The organism is Nocardioides exalbidus (assembly GCF_900105585.1).
Taxonomy (GTDB): Bacteria; Actinomycetota; Actinomycetes; order Propionibacteriales; family Nocardioidaceae; genus Nocardioides; species Nocardioides exalbidus.
Window position 1 is genome coordinate 1,508,091 of the sequence record NZ_FNRT01000002.1, and the last position, 20,599, is coordinate 1,528,689.

General features: G+C 72.4%; 21 protein-coding genes. 12 read left to right on the forward strand and 9 right to left on the reverse strand.

Annotated elements, in window-relative coordinates; all coding sequences use genetic code 11:
• Window positions 1-35 precede the first annotated feature (35 nt).
• Window positions 36-653 (reverse strand): PadR family transcriptional regulator, encoded by a 618-nt coding sequence (locus BLV76_RS07575; RefSeq protein ID WP_090968580.1) that lies wholly within the window; start codon window positions 651-653, stop codon window positions 36-38.
• A gap of 71 nt (window positions 654-724) precedes the next feature.
• Here BLV76_RS07575 and BLV76_RS23295 point away from each other — a divergent pair, with 71 nt between their 5' ends.
• On the forward strand, window positions 725-3,049 hold the full coding sequence (locus tag BLV76_RS23295; RefSeq protein WP_090968581.1) for a transglycosylase domain-containing protein: 2,325 nt from the start codon (window positions 725-727) through the stop codon (window positions 3,047-3,049).
• 5 nt (window positions 3,050-3,054) lie between these two features.
• A complete protein-coding gene (locus BLV76_RS07585; protein WP_090968582.1) occupies window positions 3,055-4,290 on the forward strand; it encodes a hypothetical protein in 1,236 nt (411 codons plus the stop codon).
• Here the strand turns inward: BLV76_RS07585 and BLV76_RS07590 are convergent.
• The 4 genes from BLV76_RS07590 to BLV76_RS07605 all read right to left on the reverse strand — a co-directional run bounded on the left by BLV76_RS07590 (window position 4,201) and on the right by BLV76_RS07605 (window position 8,299).
• Entirely contained in the window at window positions 4,201-5,280 is a 1,080-nt protein-coding gene (locus tag BLV76_RS07590) for an alanine racemase (RefSeq protein ID WP_090968583.1), read from the reverse strand. The two genes, BLV76_RS07585 and BLV76_RS07590, sit on opposite strands and share 90 nt — an antisense overlap.
• Before the next feature lie 7 nt (window positions 5,281-5,287).
• The gene (locus tag BLV76_RS07595; protein ID WP_281246154.1) at window positions 5,288-6,436 is read right to left on the reverse strand and encodes a lipid II:glycine glycyltransferase FemX; all 1,149 of its coding nucleotides are present in this window, start codon (window positions 6,434-6,436) and stop codon (window positions 5,288-5,290) included.
• Between the two features lie 127 nt (window positions 6,437-6,563).
• Window positions 6,564-7,376, reverse strand: coding sequence for a deoxyribonuclease IV (locus BLV76_RS07600; protein WP_090968584.1), 813 nt, complete (start codon window positions 7,374-7,376; stop codon window positions 6,564-6,566).
• The gene (locus BLV76_RS07605; RefSeq protein ID WP_245734588.1) at window positions 7,373-8,299 is read right to left on the reverse strand and encodes a serine/threonine-protein kinase; all 927 of its coding nucleotides are present in this window, start codon (window positions 8,297-8,299) and stop codon (window positions 7,373-7,375) included. Before BLV76_RS07605 ends, BLV76_RS07600 begins: the two co-directional genes overlap by 4 nt.
• Window positions 8,300-8,472: 173 nt before the next feature.
• Between BLV76_RS07605 and BLV76_RS07610 the strand changes: the two genes are divergently transcribed.
• From BLV76_RS07610 to rplI, 5 genes are all read left to right on the forward strand, one after another.
• Complete coding sequence (locus BLV76_RS07610; protein WP_090968585.1) at window positions 8,473-9,066, forward strand: hypothetical protein; 594 nt, start codon at window positions 8,473-8,475, stop codon at window positions 9,064-9,066.
• Between the two features lie 223 nt (window positions 9,067-9,289).
• Window positions 9,290-9,580, forward strand: a complete 291-nt coding sequence (gene rpsF, locus BLV76_RS07615; RefSeq protein WP_090968586.1) for a 30S ribosomal protein S6 — start codon at window positions 9,290-9,292, stop codon at window positions 9,578-9,580.
• 112 nt (window positions 9,581-9,692) lie between these two features.
• On the forward strand, window positions 9,693-10,301 hold the full coding sequence (locus tag BLV76_RS07620; protein ID WP_090968587.1) for a single-stranded DNA-binding protein: 609 nt from the start codon (window positions 9,693-9,695) through the stop codon (window positions 10,299-10,301).
• 85 nt (window positions 10,302-10,386) lie between these two features.
• Entirely contained in the window at window positions 10,387-10,623 is a 237-nt protein-coding gene (rpsR, locus tag BLV76_RS07625; protein ID WP_056603689.1) for a 30S ribosomal protein S18, read from the forward strand.
• Window positions 10,624-10,637: 14 nt separating this feature from the next.
• Window positions 10,638-11,084 carry a 50S ribosomal protein L9 gene (rplI, locus tag BLV76_RS07630; RefSeq protein ID WP_090968588.1) on the forward strand — a complete coding sequence of 149 codons (447 nt, stop codon included), beginning with the start codon at window positions 10,638-10,640 and terminating at the stop codon, window positions 11,082-11,084.
• Window positions 11,085-11,170: 86 nt separating this feature from the next.
• Here rplI and BLV76_RS07635 read toward each other — a convergent pair whose 3' ends face one another.
• Together BLV76_RS07635 and BLV76_RS07640 are read right to left on the reverse strand one after the other, a co-directional pair.
• The gene (locus BLV76_RS07635) at window positions 11,171-12,367 is read right to left on the reverse strand and encodes a hypothetical protein (protein ID WP_090968589.1); all 1,197 of its coding nucleotides are present in this window, start codon (window positions 12,365-12,367) and stop codon (window positions 11,171-11,173) included.
• Window positions 12,368-12,402: 35 nt separating this feature from the next.
• Window positions 12,403-13,728, reverse strand: a complete 1,326-nt coding sequence (locus BLV76_RS07640) for an MATE family efflux transporter (protein WP_245734589.1) — start codon at window positions 13,726-13,728, stop codon at window positions 12,403-12,405.
• A 523-nt stretch (window positions 13,729-14,251) separates the two neighbouring features.
• Between BLV76_RS07640 and dnaB the strand changes: the two genes are divergently transcribed.
• The 4 genes from dnaB (at window position 14,252) to BLV76_RS07660 (ending at window position 18,176) form a co-directional block, all read left to right on the forward strand.
• The gene (gene dnaB, locus BLV76_RS07645) at window positions 14,252-15,649 is read left to right on the forward strand and encodes a replicative DNA helicase (RefSeq protein ID WP_425433741.1); all 1,398 of its coding nucleotides are present in this window, start codon (window positions 14,252-14,254) and stop codon (window positions 15,647-15,649) included.
• A 62-nt stretch (window positions 15,650-15,711) separates the two neighbouring features.
• Window positions 15,712-16,644: a quinone oxidoreductase family protein gene (locus BLV76_RS07650; protein WP_090968591.1), complete on the forward strand. Its 933-nt coding sequence runs from the start codon at window positions 15,712-15,714 to the stop codon at window positions 16,642-16,644.
• 29 nt (window positions 16,645-16,673) lie between these two features.
• Complete coding sequence (locus BLV76_RS07655) at window positions 16,674-17,429, forward strand: exonuclease/endonuclease/phosphatase family protein (protein ID WP_090968592.1); 756 nt, start codon at window positions 16,674-16,676, stop codon at window positions 17,427-17,429.
• A gap of 51 nt (window positions 17,430-17,480) precedes the next feature.
• Window positions 17,481-18,176, forward strand: coding sequence for a SprT-like domain-containing protein (locus tag BLV76_RS07660; protein ID WP_090968593.1), 696 nt, complete (start codon window positions 17,481-17,483; stop codon window positions 18,174-18,176).
• A 9-nt stretch (window positions 18,177-18,185) separates the two neighbouring features.
• On the opposite strand, the gene BLV76_RS07665 is transcribed toward BLV76_RS07660, so the two are convergent.
• The gene (locus BLV76_RS07665) at window positions 18,186-18,845 is read right to left on the reverse strand and encodes a GTP pyrophosphokinase (RefSeq protein WP_090968594.1); all 660 of its coding nucleotides are present in this window, start codon (window positions 18,843-18,845) and stop codon (window positions 18,186-18,188) included.
• 59 nt (window positions 18,846-18,904) lie between these two features.
• The gene (locus BLV76_RS07670) at window positions 18,905-19,753 is read right to left on the reverse strand and encodes an SCO6745 family protein (RefSeq protein WP_090968595.1); all 849 of its coding nucleotides are present in this window, start codon (window positions 19,751-19,753) and stop codon (window positions 18,905-18,907) included.
• 35 nt (window positions 19,754-19,788) lie between these two features.
• Here BLV76_RS07670 and BLV76_RS07675 point away from each other — a divergent pair, with 35 nt between their 5' ends.
• Window positions 19,789-20,535, forward strand: coding sequence for a lipoate--protein ligase family protein (locus BLV76_RS07675; RefSeq protein WP_090968596.1), 747 nt, complete (start codon window positions 19,789-19,791; stop codon window positions 20,533-20,535).
• Window positions 20,536-20,599: the final 64 nt, after the last annotated feature.

Genomic DNA, 20,599 nt, shown 5'->3' on the forward strand with positions numbered 1-20,599 from the left:
TTCTCGGTCTACTTTGTGTGCTGTGCTGGCGGTTGTCAGTCGTTGCTTGCTCGGGGTGTGCTGCCGTGCGGTGTGGCGGGTGACGTGGCTGGGGCAGAGGGGGAGGCGCCGGGCGACTCGTCGCGCTCGGCGCGGATCAGGTCGGAGAGCCAGCGGACCTCGCGCTCGACCGACTCGACGCCGTGGCGGTTGAGCTCGGCGGCGTAGCGGTTGACCTCGGCCTGGGTGCGCTCGAGCTCGCCCTGGACGCGGGCGAGCCGCTCCTGGAGCCGCGAGCGGCGGCCCTCGAGGACCCGGAGCCGGATCTCCATGTCGGTGGAGGAGAAGAAGGCGAACCGGATGTCGAAGTTGTCGTCCTCCCACGCGGTGGGACCGACCTCCGACATGAGCCGCTGAAAGTGCTCGTTGCCGGCGGGGGTGACCTCGTAGGTGATGCGCGGGCGGCGGTTGACCGGCGTCGAGGTGTCGGCCACCTCGGTGATCAGGTTGGCGCGCAGCATCTTCTTGAGCGCGGGGTAGAGGGAGCCGTACGACAGCACCCGCCCCCAGCCGAGCATGAGGTTCAGCCGCTTGCGCAGCTCGTAGCCGTGCATGGGTCCCTCGTGCAGCAGTCCGAGGACTGCGAGCTCGATGGTGTCTCCACGGCGTGCCATGCGATCTATCGTACCGATATATCCGCACATGACGAATCGGGATGCTGGGCCGGTCCCCTTACCCTTTTCCGGTGAGTGCGAAGAAGCGCAGGGCCGACGGCAAGGCCCAGACCCGTCGACCGAAGCCGAGGCGCACGGCCCGCCAGCGCGTGGCCAAGGTCGCGAAGGTCCTCGCCGTGCTCGGCGTGGTCGGTGCCCTCGTCCTGGGCGGCGTCGTGGTGGTGCTCTACCAGGCGATCAGCATCCCGACCCCGAACTCCGCGTTCCAGGCCCAGACCACGTTCGTCTACTACCGCGACGGCGAGCAGCAGCTCGGCACCTACTACGACGACCAGAACCGCGAGTCGATCCCGCTGTCCACGATGCCCGACTCCATCCAGGACGCCGTGGTCGCCGCGGAGAACCAGACCTTCTGGACCGACAAGGGCATCGACCCCAAGGGCATCCTGCGCGCGCTCTTCTCCAACGCCGCCGGCAACGCCCGCCAGGGCGCGTCCACGATCACCCAGCAGTACGTCAAGATCCTCTACCTGACGAGCGAGCAGAGCTACAAGCGCAAGATCAAGGAAGCGATCGTCTCGCTGAAGATCCAGCAGCAGCTCGACAAGAAGCAGGTCCTCGAGGGCTACCTCAACACCATCTACTTCGGCCGCGGCGCCTACGGCATCCAGGCCGCGTCGCAGGCCTACTTCGACAAGGACGCCAAGGACCTCAACCTGCGCGAGTCCGCCGTGCTCGCGACGGTCCTCAACAACCCGACGCGCTACGACCCGGCCAACGGCCAGGACAGCAGGGACGCCCTCAAGGGCCGCTACGCCTACGTCCTCGACAGCATGGCCGACATGGGCACCATCACCGGCGAGCAGCGGGACAAGGCCGAGAAGAAGCTGCCGAAGTTCCCCAAGATCGCGGCGTCGAGCCAGTACGGCGGCCAGAAGGGCCACATGCTCGCCCTGGTCAAGAAGGAGATCCTGTCCCGCGGCATCGCGACCGAGGACCAGATCGACGGCGGCGGCCTCCGGATCACCACGACCTTCGACCCGCAGGTGATGTCCGACGTCGAGGAGGCGGTCAACGCCAACCGCCCCGACGCCGGCATGCCGGGCCAGGCCGGCAACGCCGACCTCCACATCGGCGCCGCCACCGTCGACACCCAGACCGGCGAGCTGCTCGGCTTCTACGGCGGCCAGGACTACCTCGACTCCCAGATCAACTGGGCCGTGGCCGGCGGCATGGCCGGCTCGACGATGAAGGCGGCCACCGACGTGGCCGCGATCCGCGACGGCTTCTCGCTCACCGACACCTTCGACGGCAACAGCCCGATCGACATCGCCGGCACCGAGTTCGAGAACCAGGGCAACGAGAGCTACGGCTCGGCCGTCTCGATGCTCAACGCCACCGAGAACTCCGTCAACACCGCCTTCGTCGACATGGTCGACGCGATGGACGACGGCCCGCAGAAGGTCATCCAGGCGGCCGAGGACCTGGGCATCCCCGGCAACGAGGGCTCCAAGTTCGGCATCCCCCGGCAGTCGATCGACTTCCAGGACAACGTCGGAGTCACCCTCGGCACGGCCCAGGTCAGCCCGATCAACATGGCCAACGCCTACGCCACCCTGGCCAACGGCGGCGTGCGCAACGACGTCCACGTGGTGCAGAAGGTCGTCGACAAGAACGGCGACGTCCTCTACGAGGCGAAGGACCGCAGCAAGGAGACCGTCGACCCCGACATCGCCTCGGACGTGTCGTACGCGCTCCAGCAGGTCGTGCAGAGCGGCTCGGGCGCCGAGGCGCTCGCCATCGACCGTCCCGCGGCCGGCAAGACCGGCACCGCGACCAACGACGACGGCGACGTGTCGTCGTCCTGGTTCGTCGGCTACACCCCGCAGATCTCCACCGCGGTGATGTACGTCCGGGGCAAGGGCCGCGAGGGCCTCGACGTGCCCCGCCCCGACGGTGCCGACCTCTGGCTGCCGACCAGCTCCGACGGCCGCTCCGGCTACTTCGGCGGCAACTACCCCGCCAAGACGTGGGCCGGGATCATGGAGCGCGTCATGGACGGCATGACGGTCGAGGAGTTCCCCGAGCCCGCGATGCTCGACGGCGACGCCCCGTCCGACGGGCACGAGTACACCCCGCCGCCGCCCCCGCCGCCGAAGCCCACCCGGCCGACGCAGACCGCGACGGGCGGCATCCCGACGGAGACGCCGACGGAGACTCCCACCGAGACCCCGACCCAGACGCCGACGGAGACGCCCACCGTCCCGACGGAGACGCCCACCGTGCCGACGGAGACGCCCACCGTCCCGACGGAGACGCCGATCCCGACGGAGACCCCTCCGGCCACCCCGACCGGGCGCCTCCAGCCGCGCCACACCCCCGATCTGCGACCCTGACGACCGTGGAGAGCCCGACGCGCACCGATCCCGTCGTCGCGGCGATGTCCGAGGTCGTCGGCGGTCCGCTGGGCGAGCACTCCGCCGGGCACCGGTGGTGGAGCCCCGCGCGGGTGCTGCTCGGCTCGACCGCGGTCGTGCTGGCCCTCGGCATGGTCTCGAAGTCGGCCTGCGTGCCGTCGGGGTGGAGCAAGCCGAACCAGCCGTTCGCCCAGCAGTGCTGGAGCGAGCTGGCCGGGCGCTCGACCGACGACGCCTCCGCTCCGCACGTCGCCACCTGGCTCCAGCGGCTCGGTGAGCTCTTCCCCGGGTCGGGCCCGGTCAGCTCGACCGCGGGCCTGGCGGTGCTGCTCGCGGCGCTGGCGCTCCTCGCGACCGCCCTGCTGGTCCGGGTCGACCACCGCCGCCCCTGGGCGGCGGCCGGCTGGGCGATGTCGCCCGTGCTGCTGGTCCACTGGCTCTCCTGGGAGCTCGTCGCCGCGGTCGGGATCGCCGTCCTGCTGTGGGGCTGGACCTCGGGGCGCGCCTGGTTGGCCGGCGTCGGTGCCGGCATCGGTGCCGCCTTCGCGCTCCCGGTGGTGCTCGCCCTCGTCGGCGTGATCGCCGTCGGGGCCCGGATGCGCGACCGTGTCGACGCCCTCCTCGCGGCGGCAGCCGCCTACGTCGTCCTCACCCTCCCCGGCCGCGGCAGCATCCCCGAGGCGGACACCGGATCGGTGTGGCTGCTGCTCCAGCAGGCCGGTCACCCGCCGTCGTCGACCACGCGCACCGTCGTGCAGCTGGCGGCCCTCACGGCCGCGGCCGCGCTGGTGTGGTGGCTGGCGCGCCGCGCCGGACGACCGACGGCCGTCACCAGTGCGCGGGCCGGGCTCGTACTCCTGGCCGCGGCGCTCGTCGTCGCGCCGTCCGCCCCTCCGGAGGCGGCCCTCCTGGCGCTGCCGCTGGCCGCGATCGGCGTACGACGCTGGCGCGACCTGCTCGTGTGGCAGGGCCTGACCCTGCTGAGCTCGGTGATCACCGGCTGGTGGGTCGGGATGGCGCTCGACCCGACGATCACGGACGACGACCGGGCCTACTGGCTGGCGGTCGTGCTGCGCGTCGGCGCCCTGCTCTGGCTGGTCGTCGCCGTCGTGCGGGACGCCGCGTCGGAGTCAGCTGACGACGACGCGGTCGAAGTCGGTGGCGGTGAACCGGATCCGGACGTCGATGTCCTCGCCGACGCGGGGGACGCGCGCGCCTGACGGCACGAACAGCATCGAGGCCTGCATGTGCGGGGGCTCGGCGAACAGGCGCTGCTTGCCGTCGATGGAGAAGGGCGAGCGGACGAAGCCGACCGCGTCCATGCCGCCGCGCGCGAGGGTCGCGGCCCGCGCCTTGAGCGACTGGTCACCGGTCGGCGCCTCGAGCCCGATGCCGTGCGCGGTGCCGCCGGAGACCACCACGATGTGGCCGCTCTTCGGGACGCTGCGCCCGCGGTAGCCGAAGGTGTCGCCGCGCTCGACCTGGTGCACGTCGAGCACGGTCGCGCCCACCCGCAGCGCGCCGCGGTCGCCGAGCCAGAGGTCGGTGCCGATGCGCGGACGGACCGTGAAGTCGGGGTAGCTCGTGGCCAGCCGGGCGAGCTCGCTCGCCGTGAGGTGGGAGGCGAAGACGGTCGTGGTCGGCAGGCCCGAGGCCACGATCTCGTTGATGAGCCGGGTGACCTCGCCGAGGTGCGAGGTGGTGTTGAGCGGCAGGTGCATCGCGACGCCGCGCAGCCCGCTGCGGGCCTGTCCGAGCTCCTCGGCCGCGGTCGCGAGCTCGCGCCGGGTCATGCCGTGCCGCATCATCGAGGTGAGCTGCTCGAGGACGAAGCGCGCCCGCGGGTCGCGCTCGCGCAGCGCGGCGAGGTCCTCGGGCCGGCTGACCGTGTGGACGACCCGCGCGGCCGTGCGCTCGTCGAGGTCGAGCGCGGCGCCGAACGGTCGCCACGGCGTGAGCACCAGCAGGTCGCCGGAGTAGCGGGTGGCCGCCTCCGGGACCTCGTCGTAGGTCCCGACGGCCAGCAGGTCGAGCGGCGCCCCGGTCTCACCGGCGTGGTCGGCGAGCCACTGCGCCCGACGGGCCAGGCGGCCGAGCCCGAGGCCGTAGCCGTTGCCCTTCGCCACCGGGACGATGCCCGGGTGCGTGGTGACGGTGCTGAGGAGGTGCCGGCGCCAGCGGTCGCCGTCCACCGTGAGGGTGAGGCTCATCGGCGCGTCACCCCCGCCTGGCCAGGTAGAGCTGGAAGGCCTTGTAGATCGCCCGGTTGACCGGGAGGTCCCACTCGCCGGCGTGCTCCACGGCCTCGCCGCCGGTGCCGACCTTGAACTGGATCAGCCCGACGTGCGGGTCGTCGGCGTCGAGCGTCTCGGTGATGCCGCGCAGGTCGTAGACCTCGGCGCCGGCCGCGATCGCGTGGCGGATCATCGCCCACTGCACCCCGTTGGAGCCGCGCACGTCGCGCTTCTCGGTCGAGGAGGCACCGTAGGAGTACCACGCGTGGGTGCCGACGCGGATCGCGATCGTGGCGGCGACCAGGTCGCCCTCGTGCCGGGCCAGCCAGAGCTGGATCCGGTCCGCGTCCTCCGCGGCGAGGGCGTCGTACATCGTCTGGAAGTACGCCAGCGGCCGCGGCGTGAAGTGGTCACGCTCGGCGGTGTGGACGTAGAGGTCGTGGAAGGCCTTGAGGTCGTCGCGGCCACCGAGGGCCACCTCGACGCCGGACTTGTCGGCCTTCTTGATGTTGCGGCGCCAGAGCTGGTTCATCCCGGCGAGGACGTCGGCCTCGGTGCGCGGGGCGCCCGACTCGTCGACCAGCGGGATCTGGAAGTTGAACTGCGGCTGCCCGGCGGAGAAGCCGCCCTCGGCCGACTGCTGCTGCCAGCCGAGCTCGTGGAGCTGGGCGATCACGCGCGCGCCGTCCTGCGACCGCTCCAGGGGAGGTACGTCGCCCAGCCGGCGCACCGTCTCGTCCGCGATGCCGGCCTTGACCTGCTCGGCCGACCACCGCCGGGTCACGACGGGCGGTCCCATCCGGATCGCGAACGCGCCCTGCTTCTTCAGGTGCGCGACCATCGGGCGCAGCCAGGCCTCGAGGTCGTCGCCGGTCCAGTCGATGACCGGGCCCTCGGGCAGGTAGGCGAGGTAGCGCTTCACGCGCGGGAGCTGTCGGTTCAGGACCAGCGCGGCTCCGACGATCTCGTCACCGCGGAACCAGCCGAGCGACTCGGCCTTCCACTCCGCCTTCACGCTCGCCCACCCGGGCGTCTGGAGGAAGCTCGCGGACGACCGGCCGGCGATGAAGTCGCGGTGCTCCTGCGTCGTGATCGGGCGCAGGGTCAGCCCGGTCGTCACTGAGGTCGTCACCCTCAGAACCGTACAAGGGACCAGACACGACCCCCGTACGTGTCTGGTCCCCTCACAGGTGCAGACGCGGTGGGCCGGCGTTTGGTTGCACGACCTCGGCAGATTTCTTGCAGGTGTCCTGTCGGGCTCAGAGGTGCTCGCGCAGCCAGGCGAAGTCGGCGACGTGCTCCGCGGCCCCGCCGGGCGTCTCGCAGATGACCGGGGCGCCGGCCTCGCGCACGACCCCGGCGAACTCGTCGGGCGGCAGGTGGCCCTGGCCGAAGTTCGCGTGCCGGTCGGCACCGGAGTCGAAGTCGTCGCGCGAGTCGTTGGCGTGGACGAGGTCGATGCGGCCGGTGATCGAGCGGACCTTCTCGACCGCGTCGCCGAGGTCGATGCCGCCGGCCCAGGCGTGGCAGGTGTCGAGGCAGAAGCCGACCTGGTCGGCGTGGGGTGCGGCGGAGATCGCGTCCCACACCCCGGCGATGCGGTCGAGGTGGCGCGCCATGGCGTTGTCGCCGCCCGCGGTGTTCTCGATGAGCAGCGGCACCTTGATGTCGGTCGCCTCGACGGCCTTGCGCCAGTTGTCGAAGCCCTTCGCCGGGTCGTCGTCCTTGTTGACGTGCCCGCCGTGCACGATCAGGCCCTTGGCGCCGATCTCGGCGGCGGCGTCCATGTGCTGCTGGAGCAGCTTGCGGCTCGGGATGCGGATCCGGTTGTTGGTCGTCGCCACGTTGACGATGTAGGGCGCGTGGACGTAGAGGTCGACGCCGGCCTCCTCGGCCGCGGCACGCAGGGCGGCCGCGCCACCGTCGTACCTGATCTCGGGGCCCTTGTAGCCCTGCGGGTCGCCGAGGAAGAACTGCACGAGCGTCGTGTCGCGGGCGAGCGCCTCGGCGACGGGGTCGGTCTGCTCGACGTGCGCGCCGATCGCGACCTGGGTGGACTGCTGGGTGCTCATGGGGACCACCCTAGGAGCAGGCACAGACACCCGGCGACCACGCCGACGAGCCCCGCGACGGCGAGCCAGCCGAGCCAGTCGACACCCCCACCCGACGTCGTACGACGACCGCGTGGCGCGGGCCCCAGCCGATCGGGCACCGGCGGGCAGAGCGGCTCGGGGAGGTCGAGGCGGCGGAGCAGGCGCAGGGCCGCGTCGGCGGTGGCCAGGCGCTGGGCGGGGTCGGCGACGAGCAACCGGTCGACGAGCGGCCGGAGCGGGTGGGACGGGACGTCGTGCTGCCGGCTGGGACGCAGGCCGGTCACCATCTCCAGGGCGACCCGGCCGACGGCGTAGAGGTCCTGCGACGGCTCGGGCAGCGCACCGTGGGCCTGCTCGGGCGCCATGTAGCCGTCGGTGCCGATGGCGCCGGGGACGGTGGTGAAGCGCCGGTCGGCGACGGGCGCGGCGACCCCGAAGTCGCCGAGGCGCAGGTGCGGTGCGCCGTGCGGGGTGGCCTCGAGGAGGAGGTTGGCCGGCTTGACGTCGCGGTGGACGAGCCCGGCCGCGTGGACCGCGCCCAGGCCGAGGAGCAGCTGCTCGAGGAGCACGCCCGCGGTGCCGGCGTCGAGGGGTCCGCGCTCGCGCAGCAGGTCGGCGACCGACCCGCCCGTCACGAGCTCCATCGCGAGCACCACGAGGTCGTCCTCGGCCGCCCAGCCGTGCGGCGCGACGACGTGCGGGTGCCGCACCCGGATCGCCTGCTCCCGCACGAACCTCGCCAGGAGCGCGGCGCTGTGCTGGCCGAGCACCTTGACCGCGACGTGGTGGCCGGTGCGCTCGTCGTAGGCCCGCCACACCGAGCCCATCCCTCCCGCGCCGACCTGGTCGAGCAGCCGGTAGCGGCCCGCCACGACGGCGGGGGCGCGCGAGGCAGGGGGCACCGCTCGACGCTAGCCCGAGTCGACCCCGGCGCGCTGCGGTCGTCCACAGGGCTGGTGACGACCGTCTCCCGCCCGGCGATGGTGTGGCCAGCCCCCTTGCGGGCGACCCCGGACTGCGACAGTCTCCCGCTGATCGGCCCCGCACTCCCGGGGCCCAAGAGGGGGATATCCCGATGTCTGACACCACTCCCGGGGCCGAGCCCACACCGGAGCCGACCCAGCCCGTCGAGCCCGCAGCCTCGACCCCGCCGCCCGCCGCCTCGACCCCGCCGTCCGCGCCGGGGCCGGACTACGCCGCCCAGGCCAGCCAGGCCGCCGACAAGCTCAAGGCCGGCAACCCGCTCGACCTCGGCATCATCGGCGCCGGCCTCGTCGCCTTCATCGCCTCGCTGCTGCCCTTCTACACGGTGTCGGTCGAGATCCTCGGCACCTCGGCCGGGAGCTCGGCCAACGCCTGGCACGGCTTCCTCGGCTGGTTCGGCGTGCTCGCTGCCGTCGTCGCCGCCGGGCTGCTGGTCACCAGGCTGCTCGGCGTCTCGTTCTCCTTGCCGGTCCCGCTGCGCGACGCGGTGCTCGGCCTGTTCGCCGTCGCGACGCTCTGCCTGCTGGTCGCGCTCTTCGTGACCCCCGGCGGCGGCTGCGACGACGCCGGCATCGACGGCCTCTGCGACGGCATCGACATCGGCCGTGGCATCGGCTACTGGCTCGCACTGCTCGCCGCCATCGCGGGCACGGCGCTGTCGTTCGTGCGCCGCTCCGCCGACTGACGCACCGCCCGCCACCACGCGCCACCTGCCAGCCGCTGACCGCCGGTCGGAGCCGTCGTACGACGATTCCGGCCGGCGGTCGCCGCGCTGGTAGCCTTCCCCGGTTGCCTGCGGGCAACACGCAGCACCCGGTGGCGTGCGAATCGATCGCCCGCCACCACGCACAGCCCTCCTGCCACGGAAAGCCCGTGGCCGCTCTAGCCCAGAGGAGGTGGAGACCGCTATGCGTGCCTATGAAGTGATGGTCATCCTCGACCCGAGTCTCGACGAGCGCACCATCGAGCCGTCGCTCGACAAGTACCTCAACGTGATCCGCAAGGACGGTGGCTCGATCGAGTCCCTCGACGTGTGGGGTCGCCGTCGGATGGCCTACGAGATCAAGAAGAACGCCGAGGGCATCTACGCCGTCATCAACCTGACGGCCACGCCCGCGACGGTCAAGGAGTTCGACCGCCAGCTCACGCTGAACGAGTCGATCCTGCGCACGAAGGTCATGCGTCCCGACGCCCACTGACCGCCCTCGCGGGCGTCTGTGGATAGACCCTTCCCGCTGTGGGTGCCTGCCTGTTTGATGGGCAGCACCCAGAGCAACACCGGATCAGCAGGAAATTCTGAGGAGACCTGACATGGCAGGCGAGACCACGATCACCGTCATCGGCAACCTCGTCGACGACCCGGAGCTGCGGTTCACCCCCTCGGGTGCCCCCGTGGCCAACTTCCGGATCGCGTCGACGCCGCGCACCTTCGACCGCCAGAGCAACGAGTGGAAGGACGGCGACACGCTGTTCCTCTCGTGCGCTGTGTGGCGCCAGGCCGCGGAGAACGTCGCCGAGTCCCTCCAGCGGGGCATGCGCGTGATCGTCCAGGGTCGCCTCAAGTCCCGTCAGTACGAGACCCGCGAGGGTGAGAAGCGCACCGTCTTCGAGATCGACGTCGAGGAGGTCGGCCCGTCGCTGCGCTCCGCATCGGCCAAGGTCACCAAGACGACCCGGTCCGGCGGCGGTGGCGGCTACTCCGGCGGTGGCGGCGGCTACTCGGGTGGCGGCGGTGGCGGTCAGTCCGCGCCGGCCGACGACCCGTGGGCCAGCCCCGCTCCCTCGCAGGGTGGCGGCGCCGGTTGGGGCGGCCAGCCCCAGGGCGGCCAACAGGGCGGCGGCCAGCAGGGCGGCGCCCCGGCCAACGACCCGTGGGCCACGCCCGGGGTCAGCGGCGGCAACGACGAGCCGCCCTTCTGATCCTGATCCGGATCACCTGCAACACCCACCACCATTCCGTCCCTGATTGCCTTCAGGGCCGGGCTCACTGAAAGGGAGCACCACAATGGCCAAGGCAATTCTGCGCAAGCCCAAGAAGAAGGTTTGCCAGTTCTGCAAGGAGAAGGCGACCGGTGTCGACTACAAGGACACCACGCTCCTCCGCAAGTTCATCTCCGACCGTGGCAAGATCCGCGCCCGTCGCGTGACCGGCAACTGCGTCCAGCACCAGCGCGACGTGGCCATCGCCGTCAAGAACGCGCGCGAGCTGGCTCTGCTGCCCTACACGTCCACCGGTCGCTGAGAGGAGCACGAGACATGAAGCTCATCCTGACCCAGGAGGTCGACGGCCTCGGCGCCCCCGGCGACGTGGTCGAGGTCAAGGACGGCTACGGCCGCAACTACCTCGTTCCCCGGGGCCTCGGCATCCGCTGGACCCGCGGTGGCGAGAAGACCATCGAGTCGATCAAGTCCGCCCGTGCCTCCCGCGCGGCGCGCGACGAGAGCCACGCCGCGGAGATCAAGACCAAGCTCGAGGCCAGCACGGTCAACGTGAAGGTCCGTGCCGGCGAGGGCGGCCGCCTCTTCGGCGCCGTCACCACCGCGGAGATCGCCGACGCGATCTCCGAGGTCTCCGGCGAGAAGGTCGACCGGCGCACGATCCTCGTCGCCAACCCGATCAAGTCGCTCGGCAGCCACTCCGTGGCCGTCAAGCTGCACGACGAGGTGTCCGCCACGGTGGCCCTCAACGTCGTCCCGGCCTGATCGACGCCTGACGCACCACACGACGGCCCGCTGCCCCTCCGGGGGCGGCGGGCCGTTCGTCGTCCCGGACCTGCGTCGTGCGGTCGTCAGCTGGCGGCCGGGAACCGGTTCGGCCGGGCGACCACCGCGTCGACCACGACCGGCTTCCTGCTCAGCGACTCGATGGTGATCCGACCCGTGCGGATCCCGGAGTAGCGGTCGATCACGACGAGCTGGCGCGAGCTCGCGGCCGGTGCGGCGAGGTCCACGACGTGCCAGGCGCGGTTGCCCACGCGGACCCGCACCTTGCCGAAGCGCGGTCCGGTGGCAGCCAGCAGGCGGAGCTCGCCGACCTCGGTGCGCGGGAGGACCAGGCGCGCGCCGCGCGTGGTCGCCCTCAGGGCGTCGCCGCGGAAGTAGCCCGCGTCGCGCACGGTCCGCCAGCCCTTCGAGACCCGCACGGCGCGGGTCGTACGTGCCGCCGATCCCGATGCCTTCCCGGTGGTCCGCACGATGTTGCGCGGCACGAAGAACTCGATCGGGTCCGACCAGCCGCTGGCGTTGCCCGCCCGGTCGAGGGTCCGGGCGGTGAAGGTGTGCCGCCCCGGTGCGGCGCCGGCCAGCTCGAAGCGGCCGGCGGAGCAGGGGATCGCCGTGCCGTTGTCGGTGCACTCGAAGGTCGAGCCCGGCTCGCTGCTGTTCAGCCGGATCGGCACGGTCTCGCTGGTCACGACGGGCTGCGTCGGCGTGGCCTCGTCGTAGGTGCTGCCGGTGACGAACACGAACGGCGCCCTGGTGTCCTGGCCCCACGCGACGCGCACGGGGGTCTGGTCGTGGTCGGGGGTGTCGACGACCGACCCGGGTCCGAGGAGGGTGTCGGGGTCGATCGCGCGGTCGCCGAGGTCGACGGCGCGGGCCTCGAAGACATAGGTCCCGGGCGCCGCGTCGGGGAGCCCGGTGAGCGTGACGATGCTCGGGCACGCCTGCCAGTCGTACGACGTCGGCGTGCCGGTGAGCCGGCACTCGAAGCCGAACGGCCCGAGGTCGCCGTCGTCGACCGACGAGCCGAGCGTGAAGGTGACCGACGAGGTGGTGACCAGGCCCGCGGCGTTGGGCGTGACGCTCGAGGAGACCGAGGTCTCCGGCGGGGTGGCGTCGTCGCACCCGTCCTGGAGCACCGACGGCGGCGTCTCGTCGGTGCAGCCGGCGGCGGCCTGTGCCGGGGCCGCGCCGGCGAGCGGCACAAGGCCTCCGGCGACCAGGGCGACGAGCGCCCCCTTCAGTGCGGCGCGTGCGATCTTCATCTGCCCTCCCGAGGCGTGACGTCTGCTCGAGAGGCTCAACGAGCGAGTGAGGCTCCGGTCACCATCCACTTCTCGCTGCGCGCCCGGAGGGTCAGCAGCACACCGCGCGCACCCATGAAGACGAAGGTCATCGCGATCCACACCGCGACCAGCCCGTGGGGGAGGGTCGCCGCCCACAGCGCCGCGGGGGCGTACGCCGCCAGCACGACCAGGCCGGCCCACGCGAGGTAGGTGCCGTCCCCCGCTCCGATGAGCACCCCGTCGAGGACGAAGACCACCCCCGCGAGGGGCTGGCCGAGCGCCGCGACGAGGAGCACCGGCACGAGCAGGGCGCGCACCTCGGGGTCGCTGGTGAAGAGTGCACCGATGAACGGCGACACGGCGGCGAGCGCGAACCCGGCGACGATCCCGCTGCCCCAGCCCCACTGGACCATCCGGCGGGTGAGGCGGCGCGTGCTGTCGACGTCGCCGCTCCCGAGCGCGCGCCCGGTGAGGGCCTGCGCGGCGATCGCGATGGCGTCGAGCGCGAAGGCGAGGAAGCTCCAGAGGGTGATCGCGATCTGGTGGGTGGCGATGGTGACGTCGGAGCCCTGCGTGCCGGCGCGGGCGACGGCGTACGTCCCCACGAGCAGGCAGGCGCGCAGCGCGAGCGTGCGGATCACGAGCGCGATCGCCGCGTGCGCGGCTGCGCGGATGCCGGCGCCGTCGGGCGTGAGCGGTGCGTCGTGCTCCCGGGCGGCGCGGACCACGACGGCCACGAGCCACGCGGCGGACAGCACCTGGGCGACGACCGACCCGATCGCCGAGCCGGCGATGCCGAGGTCGAGGCCGTAGACCAGGACGACGTTGAGGACGATGTTGAGCCCGTTGCCGGCCACCGCGACCAGCAGCGGCGTCCGCGTGTCCTGCAGTCCGCGGAGCACACCGGTCGTGGCGAGCATGACCAGGAGCGGGGTGGTGCCGAGGAAGGCGAGGGAGAGGTAGGTCTCGGCGTGCCCGCTGACCTCGGCGCCGGCGTCGAAGGCGCCGACGAGGGTGGGCGTGAGGACGATGCCGGCGACGGTGGCGATCGTGCCGATGACGACCGCGAGCCAGACGCCGTCGACGCCCTGGGCGAGCGCTGCGCGGAGGTCCCCGGCGCCGAGGTGGCGCGCGACGCTGGCGGTCCTGCCGTAGGCGAGGAACACGCACAGCCCGACGACCGTCTGGAGCACCACGGCGGCGACGCCGAGGCCGGCGAGCTCGGGCGTGCCGAGGTGCCCGACGATGGCGGCGTCGGAGAGCAGGAAGAGCGGCTCGGCGACGAGCGCGAGGAAGGCCGGGACGGCCAGGCGCAGGATCTCCCGGTTGACTGGTCTCACGGTGCCCACCCTAGGAAACGGCCCTGGCGGCACGCCCGGGGCGTTCACATATCGACCGTCGCCGCGAGGTGTACATAGTCCATTCGGACTACCTGTGCATGGCGGTGTGGATGATGACGCGGGGACCGTGGTCGCCCGCCCGTGTCGACAAAGCAACCGGCGACTTCCAGATGTCGGACAGGTGAACGACCCGACATCACGACTGTTTTCCGTCCACAGCGTGTGTACGACGTTTCCGCAGGTCAGAGGCCAGATGAGGGCCGACTGTCCTGCTGTGTCCACAGGACGTTCCACGGCATGTGCACGTGGCCGGGCGTGTCGTCCACGTGAGTGCCCAGCTTCTCCACAGAGCCTGTGGATAACTCGGCCTCGTCGGCTTCCCCCGGCCGCCCCCGAGCACGTACGGTCTCGCGCGGAAGTAGTCCTGACGTGCACGTCGGTGGGAGTGTCGGTGGCCCTCCCTACCGTCGACCACGACGGGGTCGCCGGCAACAGCAGCGCAGCAGAGGAGCTACGGGTGAGCATCGCGTTCGACGGCGACACCGACGAGGCCTGGGGCGACGGACCGGCGGCCTACGAGCCCGGTGAGTCGCCCCGATCGGCGGGCGACCGCACGCCCCCGCAGGACAACGCCGCCGAGCAGAGCGTGCTCGGGTCGATGCTGCTGTCCAAGGACGCGATCGCCGACGTCGTTGACGTGATCAAGGGCGTCGACTACTACCGCCCGGCCCACGAGGTCATCCACGACGCGGTCATCGACCTCTACGGCCGCGGCGAGCCAGCCGACCCGGTCACGGTGGCCGCCGAGCTGACCAAGCGCGGGGAGCTCCAGCGCATCGGCGGCGCCCCCTACCTCCACACGCTGTCGGCCAACGTGCCGATCGCGGCCAACGCCGGCTACTACGCCGAGATCGTGCGCGACAAGGCGATCCTGCGCCGCCTGGTCGAGGCCGGCACCCGGATCGCGCAGCTCGGCTATGCCGGCGAGGGCGAGATCGACGACGTCGTCGACCACGCCCAGGCCGAGGTCTACAAGGTCACCGACCGCCGTGCAGCGGTCGATTACGCGCCGCTGAGCGACATCATGAGCGGCGTCCTCGACGAGATCGAGGCGATCGGCAACCGCGAGGCCGGGCTCTACGGCGTGCCCACCGGCTTCGCCGACCTCGACGACCTGACCAACGGCCTCCACTCGGGGCAGATGATCATCGTCGCGGCCCGTCCCGCCATGGGGAAGTCGACCCTCGCGCTCGACTTCTGCCGCGCGGCCTCGATCCACAACAACCTCACGAGCGTCTTCTTCAGCCTGGAGATGACGCGCTCGGAGATCATGATGCGCCTGCTCTCGGCCGAGGCGAAGGTGCCGCTCAACCACATCCGCAACGGCACGATGCGCGACGAGGACTGGGACAAGCTGGCCCGCAAGATGGGCCAGGTCTCGGGCGCCCCGATGTTCATCGACGACAGCCCCAACATGACGATGATGGAGATCCGGGCCAAGGCGCGTCGGCTCAAGCAGCGCCACGACCTCAAGCTCATCGTCATCGACTACATGCAGCTGATGAGCTCGGGCAAGAAGGTCGAGTCCCGCCAGCTCGAGGTCTCGGAGTTCTCGCGCAACATCAAGCTCCTCGCCAAGGAGCTCGAGTGCCCGATCATCGCGCTGTCCCAGCTCAACCGTGGTCCCGAGCAGCGCGGCGACAAGCGCCCGATGATGAGCGACCTGCGTGAGTCCGGGTCGCTCGAGCAGGACGCCGACATGGTGATCCTGCTCCACCGTGACGACGTCTACGAGAAGGAGTCGACCCGTCCCGGTGAGGCCGACCTGATCGTGGCCAAGCACCGCAACGGCCCGACCCGCGACCTCACCGTCGCCTTCCAGGGCCACTACTCCCGCTTCGTCGACATGGCCCAGGGCTGAGCCCGGGACTGACCCGGCGCCGAGCCTGCGTCGGGTCGGGCGGCCCGGGCTAGGTTCGGGTCATGGCACAGCACTGGATCGCGACCCGCCCCGGCGACACCGGCGGCTTCGTCCTCGAGGACTTCGAGCCGCCCGCCCCCGGCGCCGGCGAGGTGACGATCGAGGTGCATGCCGCGGGGATGAACCCGGCCGACGTCAAGCACGTCGCCCGCGGCAACCCCGACGACTTCCCGCGACCCGTCGGCTACGAGGTGGCCGGGGTCGTGACCGCCGTGGGGCCGGACACCCTGGCGGCGTCGGGCCCGGTGGCCGTGGGTGACGAGGTGCTCGCGTTCCGGATCGCCGGCGGGTGGTCGAGCGCGGTGACCGTGCCGGCCGCCGACGTGTTCGCCAAGCCCGCCTCGCTGTCGTGGGCGGAGGCGGCGAACCTGCTCCTCGCGGGCTGCACGGCCGCCGAGATGCTGCACGTCACCGGGGTCTCGGCCGGCGACACGATCCTGGTCCACGGTGCGTCCGGAGCCGTCGGCGTGAGCGTCCTCCAGCAGGCCGCGATGGTCGGGGCGAGGGCCATCGGCACGGCGAGCGAGGCACGGTTCGAGACCGTGCGCGACTTCGGCGGGACCCCGGTGGCGTACGGCGACGGGCTGGAGCAGCGCGTCCGTGACCTCGCTCCCGACGGTGTCGCCGCGGCGCTCGACTGCGTCGGCACCGACGAGGCGGTCGACGTCTCGCTCGCCCTCGTCGCCGACCGGGGGCGCATCGTGACCATCGCTGCTGCCGAGCGCGCGCGAGCAGACGGGTTCATCGCGATCGCCGGTGCGATGCCGGCCAGCCAGGCCTACCGCGACGCCGTGCGTGCCGACCTGGTGCGCCTGGCCGGCGAGGGGCGTCTGCTGGTGCCGGTCGCGCGGACCTTCCCGCTCGCCGACGCCCTCGAGGCGGCCGAGCTGCTCATGGGCGGCCACCCGGGCGGGAAGCTCGCGCTCGAGCCCTGAGCCGCGAGGCGCGACGGAGGAGGTGTGCGGTGGCCACGGTGATCGGCTCGGCCAACGTCGAGTACGTGCTCCGGGCCACGGCGGCGCGCGCCGCGCTCGACCTGGTCCTCGGCGGCACCCACACGTCGGGACCGCCGGACCTGGTCGGGCTCCAGGAGTGGCATCCCCCTCGGGCGCCGCTGCTGCGCGCGAGCGGTCGCGTCACCACAGGCGGTGTGCCGCTGGGCGGGCGCGGCCCGTACCGCTGGCTCGCGCCGCTGGTGGGCGGCTGCACGGTGGGCTTCCGCACGGCTCGCTACGACCTCGTCTCGGCACGCCTGCACCTGCTGAGCCGACCCGGCCGCGCCGACCGGGGCGGGCGACCGGCGGGCCTCGAGGTGCCACGCGCTGCACAGGAGGTGCTGCTGCACGACCGGCACGGCCCGGACGACGGCCGCCTGCTCTGCCTGGTCGACTACCACCTCGTCTCGGGGGTGCAGGCGCACGACGTCTACCGCGCTGACCGGCCGGCCCTGGTCGAGCGACACCGCCACGAGGTCGCGGCCCTCGCACGGGTCGTACGCCGTCGGCTCGAGGCCGGTCACGACGTGGTCGCCCTCGGCGACTCGAACTTCCACGGGTTCGAGCTGCCCGGCCTCGTGTCCGCCTGGGCTGCGAGGCCGGACGGTCCCGGCACCCTCGGACCGCGCCGCAGGATCGACGACGTGTTCACCACCGGTGGGGTGCGCAGCGTCGAGCTCATCGACACGCCCTCCGACCACCGGGCCGTCGTCGTCACCACGTGAGCACCGCGCCGGGTAGCCCGCCTGTCGGTGGTGTTTGTCAGGATCCGGCCCATGGATCTCGCTGACGCGCGCGTGATGGCGCAGGGGCTCATGGCCGAGCACGGCCTCGAGGGCTGGCGCCTAGTGTTCGACCGGGCCAAGACCCGGGCCGGCGTGTGCCGGCCCGGTCGCCGTGAGATCGGCCTGTCCCGGCCGTTGACCCAGCTCCACCCGGTCGACGAGGTGCGCGACACCGTCCTGCACGAGATCGCCCACGCGCTCGTCGGGCCGGAGCACGGCCACGACGCGGTGTGGCGGGCCACCGCGCTCCGGATCGGCTGCTCGGCCGAGCGCTGCGTCTCCTCCGACGTCCCGCGCGTGGAGGGCGGCTGGGTCGGGACGTGCCCGGCCGGTCACCGGCGTACGGCCCACCGGCGTCCGGAGCGGGTCACGTCGTGTGGCGCGTGCACGCCGGGCAGGTTCGACCCCGCGGCCCTCCACGACTGGACGTTCCGCGGCCGTCCGGCGCCCATGCACCCCAACTTCGTGCTCGAGCTCGACGAGATCCGTGCCCGGGCGGCGGGCGGGAGCACGCGAGCGAGGTCGGCGCTCTCGCTCGGCCCCGGCGCACCCGTGCGGCTCTCCGGCGGTGGTCGCTTCGGGGGGCTGGAGGGTGTCGTCGAGGCTCGCGGACGGACCCGCTACCGGGTGCGCACCCGCGAGGGACTGGTGTCCGCACCGTTCGCGTCGGTCGTGCCGCTGGGGTGAGACCGCGCCTCAGCGGTGCGGGCCGTGCAGCTCCTGGTGCAGGGCCTGCATCCGGTCGTCGAGCGCCTGCGCGGTGTCGGCGGCGTCGCGGAGCTGGCCGACGAGGTCGGCGGGCACGCGGCCGTCGTACTTGTAGTGGATCTTGTGCTCGAGGCTGGCCCAGAAGTCCATCGCGATGGTGCGCAGCTGCACCTCGACCGGCACGTCCTGGCGACCGGTGGACAAGAACACCGGCACCTCGACGATGGCGTGCAGGCTCTTGTAGCCGTTGGGCTTCGGCGACTCGATGTAGTCCTTGACCTCGATCACGGTGACGTCCTCCTGCTGCGTGAGGAGGTCGAAGATCCGGTAGGCGTCCTGGACGAAGCTGCACGTGACGCGGACGCCGGCGACGTCGCGCACGTGCTCGCGGATCGCGTCGAGGTCGCGCGGCAGCTTCTTGCGGGTGATCTTGCTGAAGAGGCTCTCGGCGGACTTGACCCGGCTGCTGACGTGCTCGATCGGGTTGTAGTCGTGCATGTGCCGGAACTCGTCGCTGAGGATCGAGATCTTGGTCTCGATCTCGCGCAGGCCGAACTCGTAGCCGAGCATGAACCTCTGCAGCTCCTGCTGGAGCCGTCGCATCTCCTGCGGTGACAGCGAGGCGGGATCGGCGGGCAGCTCGGTCATGCGCCCACGGTAGGCGGGCGGGACCAGTGCCCGGCGCCGGGCTCAGCCGCGGTCGACCCTCAGGCGAACACACCCTCGGGGAAGGCGCCGTTGGCCAGCGCCGTGGTGACGAGCGGACGGCACAGCTCGGTCAGCCGCTGCGTGCCCGACTCGCCGAGTGCCTGCCACGGTGCGAAGGCGCTCTCCTCGGTCCGGTGCTCGACCGTCCGACGCAGTGCTGTGCCTTCCTCGGTGAGCTCTCCGGCGGAGGTCATCAGTCCCCTCTCCGCCAGGCCCGCCACGGAGGCCGCCCACTCGTCGTCCGACCAGGCCCGGGTGGACTGCGCGGCCGCCCGGGTGAAGCCCCGGCCGGTCGCGGTGTGCGTGACCAGTGCGTCGATGCCGCTGAGGTCGGATCCGACCAGTGCGGCGACGTGTCCGTCCCCACGGTGCTCGCGGAGGAGCGTGATCGCATGGAACAACGCCATGTGGGGCTCGACGGGCCATGGCAGGTCGGCGTGCGCGGCGTGGAGCGGCCGTCCAGCCACCGAGCAACCGCCGGCAGCCGCGCGGGCCAGGTCTGCGGCCTCCTTCACCTCGTCGGAGGCCAGCACCTCCTCGCCCAGCAGTCGTGCCCACGCGGCCGAGACGCCGCGGTAGCGGGCGGCGACGACCTCGTCCGGGCTCGCCGACTCCCAGGCCGAGGGGATGAAGTGGGCGACCAGCGACGGGTTGAACACGTAGAACGTCGCCGCGACCGGGCCTGCACCCACGCGACCCATCGGGGCCGCCCGGGACGCGAAGTAGGTGGCGCGGCCCCTGCGCACACCGAGGGCGCTGACCTCGTCGTCCACCTCCCGGGCGAAGTAGCCGAGCGCGTGGAGAGGCTCGAGCATGCGAGCGGTGCGGCCGGCGGTGTGAGGGTCCATGGCTCCTTCCTACCCCGATCCGGTGGAATGTCCCCATGAGCACCGTCTTCCTCGGCCCGCTGGCCGGGCGCGAGTCCGGCGAGCTGGCGGTCGCGCACGCCCTGCTCCGGCGCGCGTCGGTGGGTGCCCTCCGGGCCGCGGTCCACCTCTACCGGCCCGCCGCGCCCGCGGTCGTCTTCGGCCGGCGCGACACCCGCCTGCCCGGGTACGCCGCTGCGGTGCGGGCCGCGGAGGACGCGGGGTTCGCCACCGCGGTGCGCGCGGTCGGTGGCCGGGTGGTGGCCTACACCGGCAAAGCGTTGGTCCTCGACGTCGTACGCCGCGAGCCGCAGGCGGTGGGCGCGATGGACCAGCGGTTCCAGTCCTACGGCGAGCTGATGGCCGCTGCACTCCGCGACCTCGGCATCGAGGCGCGCGTCGGGCCGGTGCCGGGGGAGTACTGCCCCGGCGCCCACAGCGTCAACGCGCGCGGGACCGTCAAGCTCGTCGGCACCGCGCAGCGCGTGGTGAAGGACGCGTGGCTCTTCAGCTCGCTCGTCGTGGTCGACGACCAGGAGCGGCTCCAGGAGGTGCTCACCGAGGTGCACGGCCACCTCGACCTGCCCTTCGACGCGGCGTCGGTGGGGACCGTGCGGGCCGAGGCGCCCGACGCGACGCTCGCCGACGCGCACACGGCGATCGCCCGGGCCTGGGGCATCGAGGGCGCCGCCCCCGCCGAGCTCGACGCGGAGACCCGCGAGCTGGCCGAGCGCCTCGAGCCGGACCAGCGCACCGAGTCCTGAGTCGGGACCTGGAGCCCGGCCGCCGCCGCGAGCGAGATCACACCGCCGCGGTATTGGATCGTTC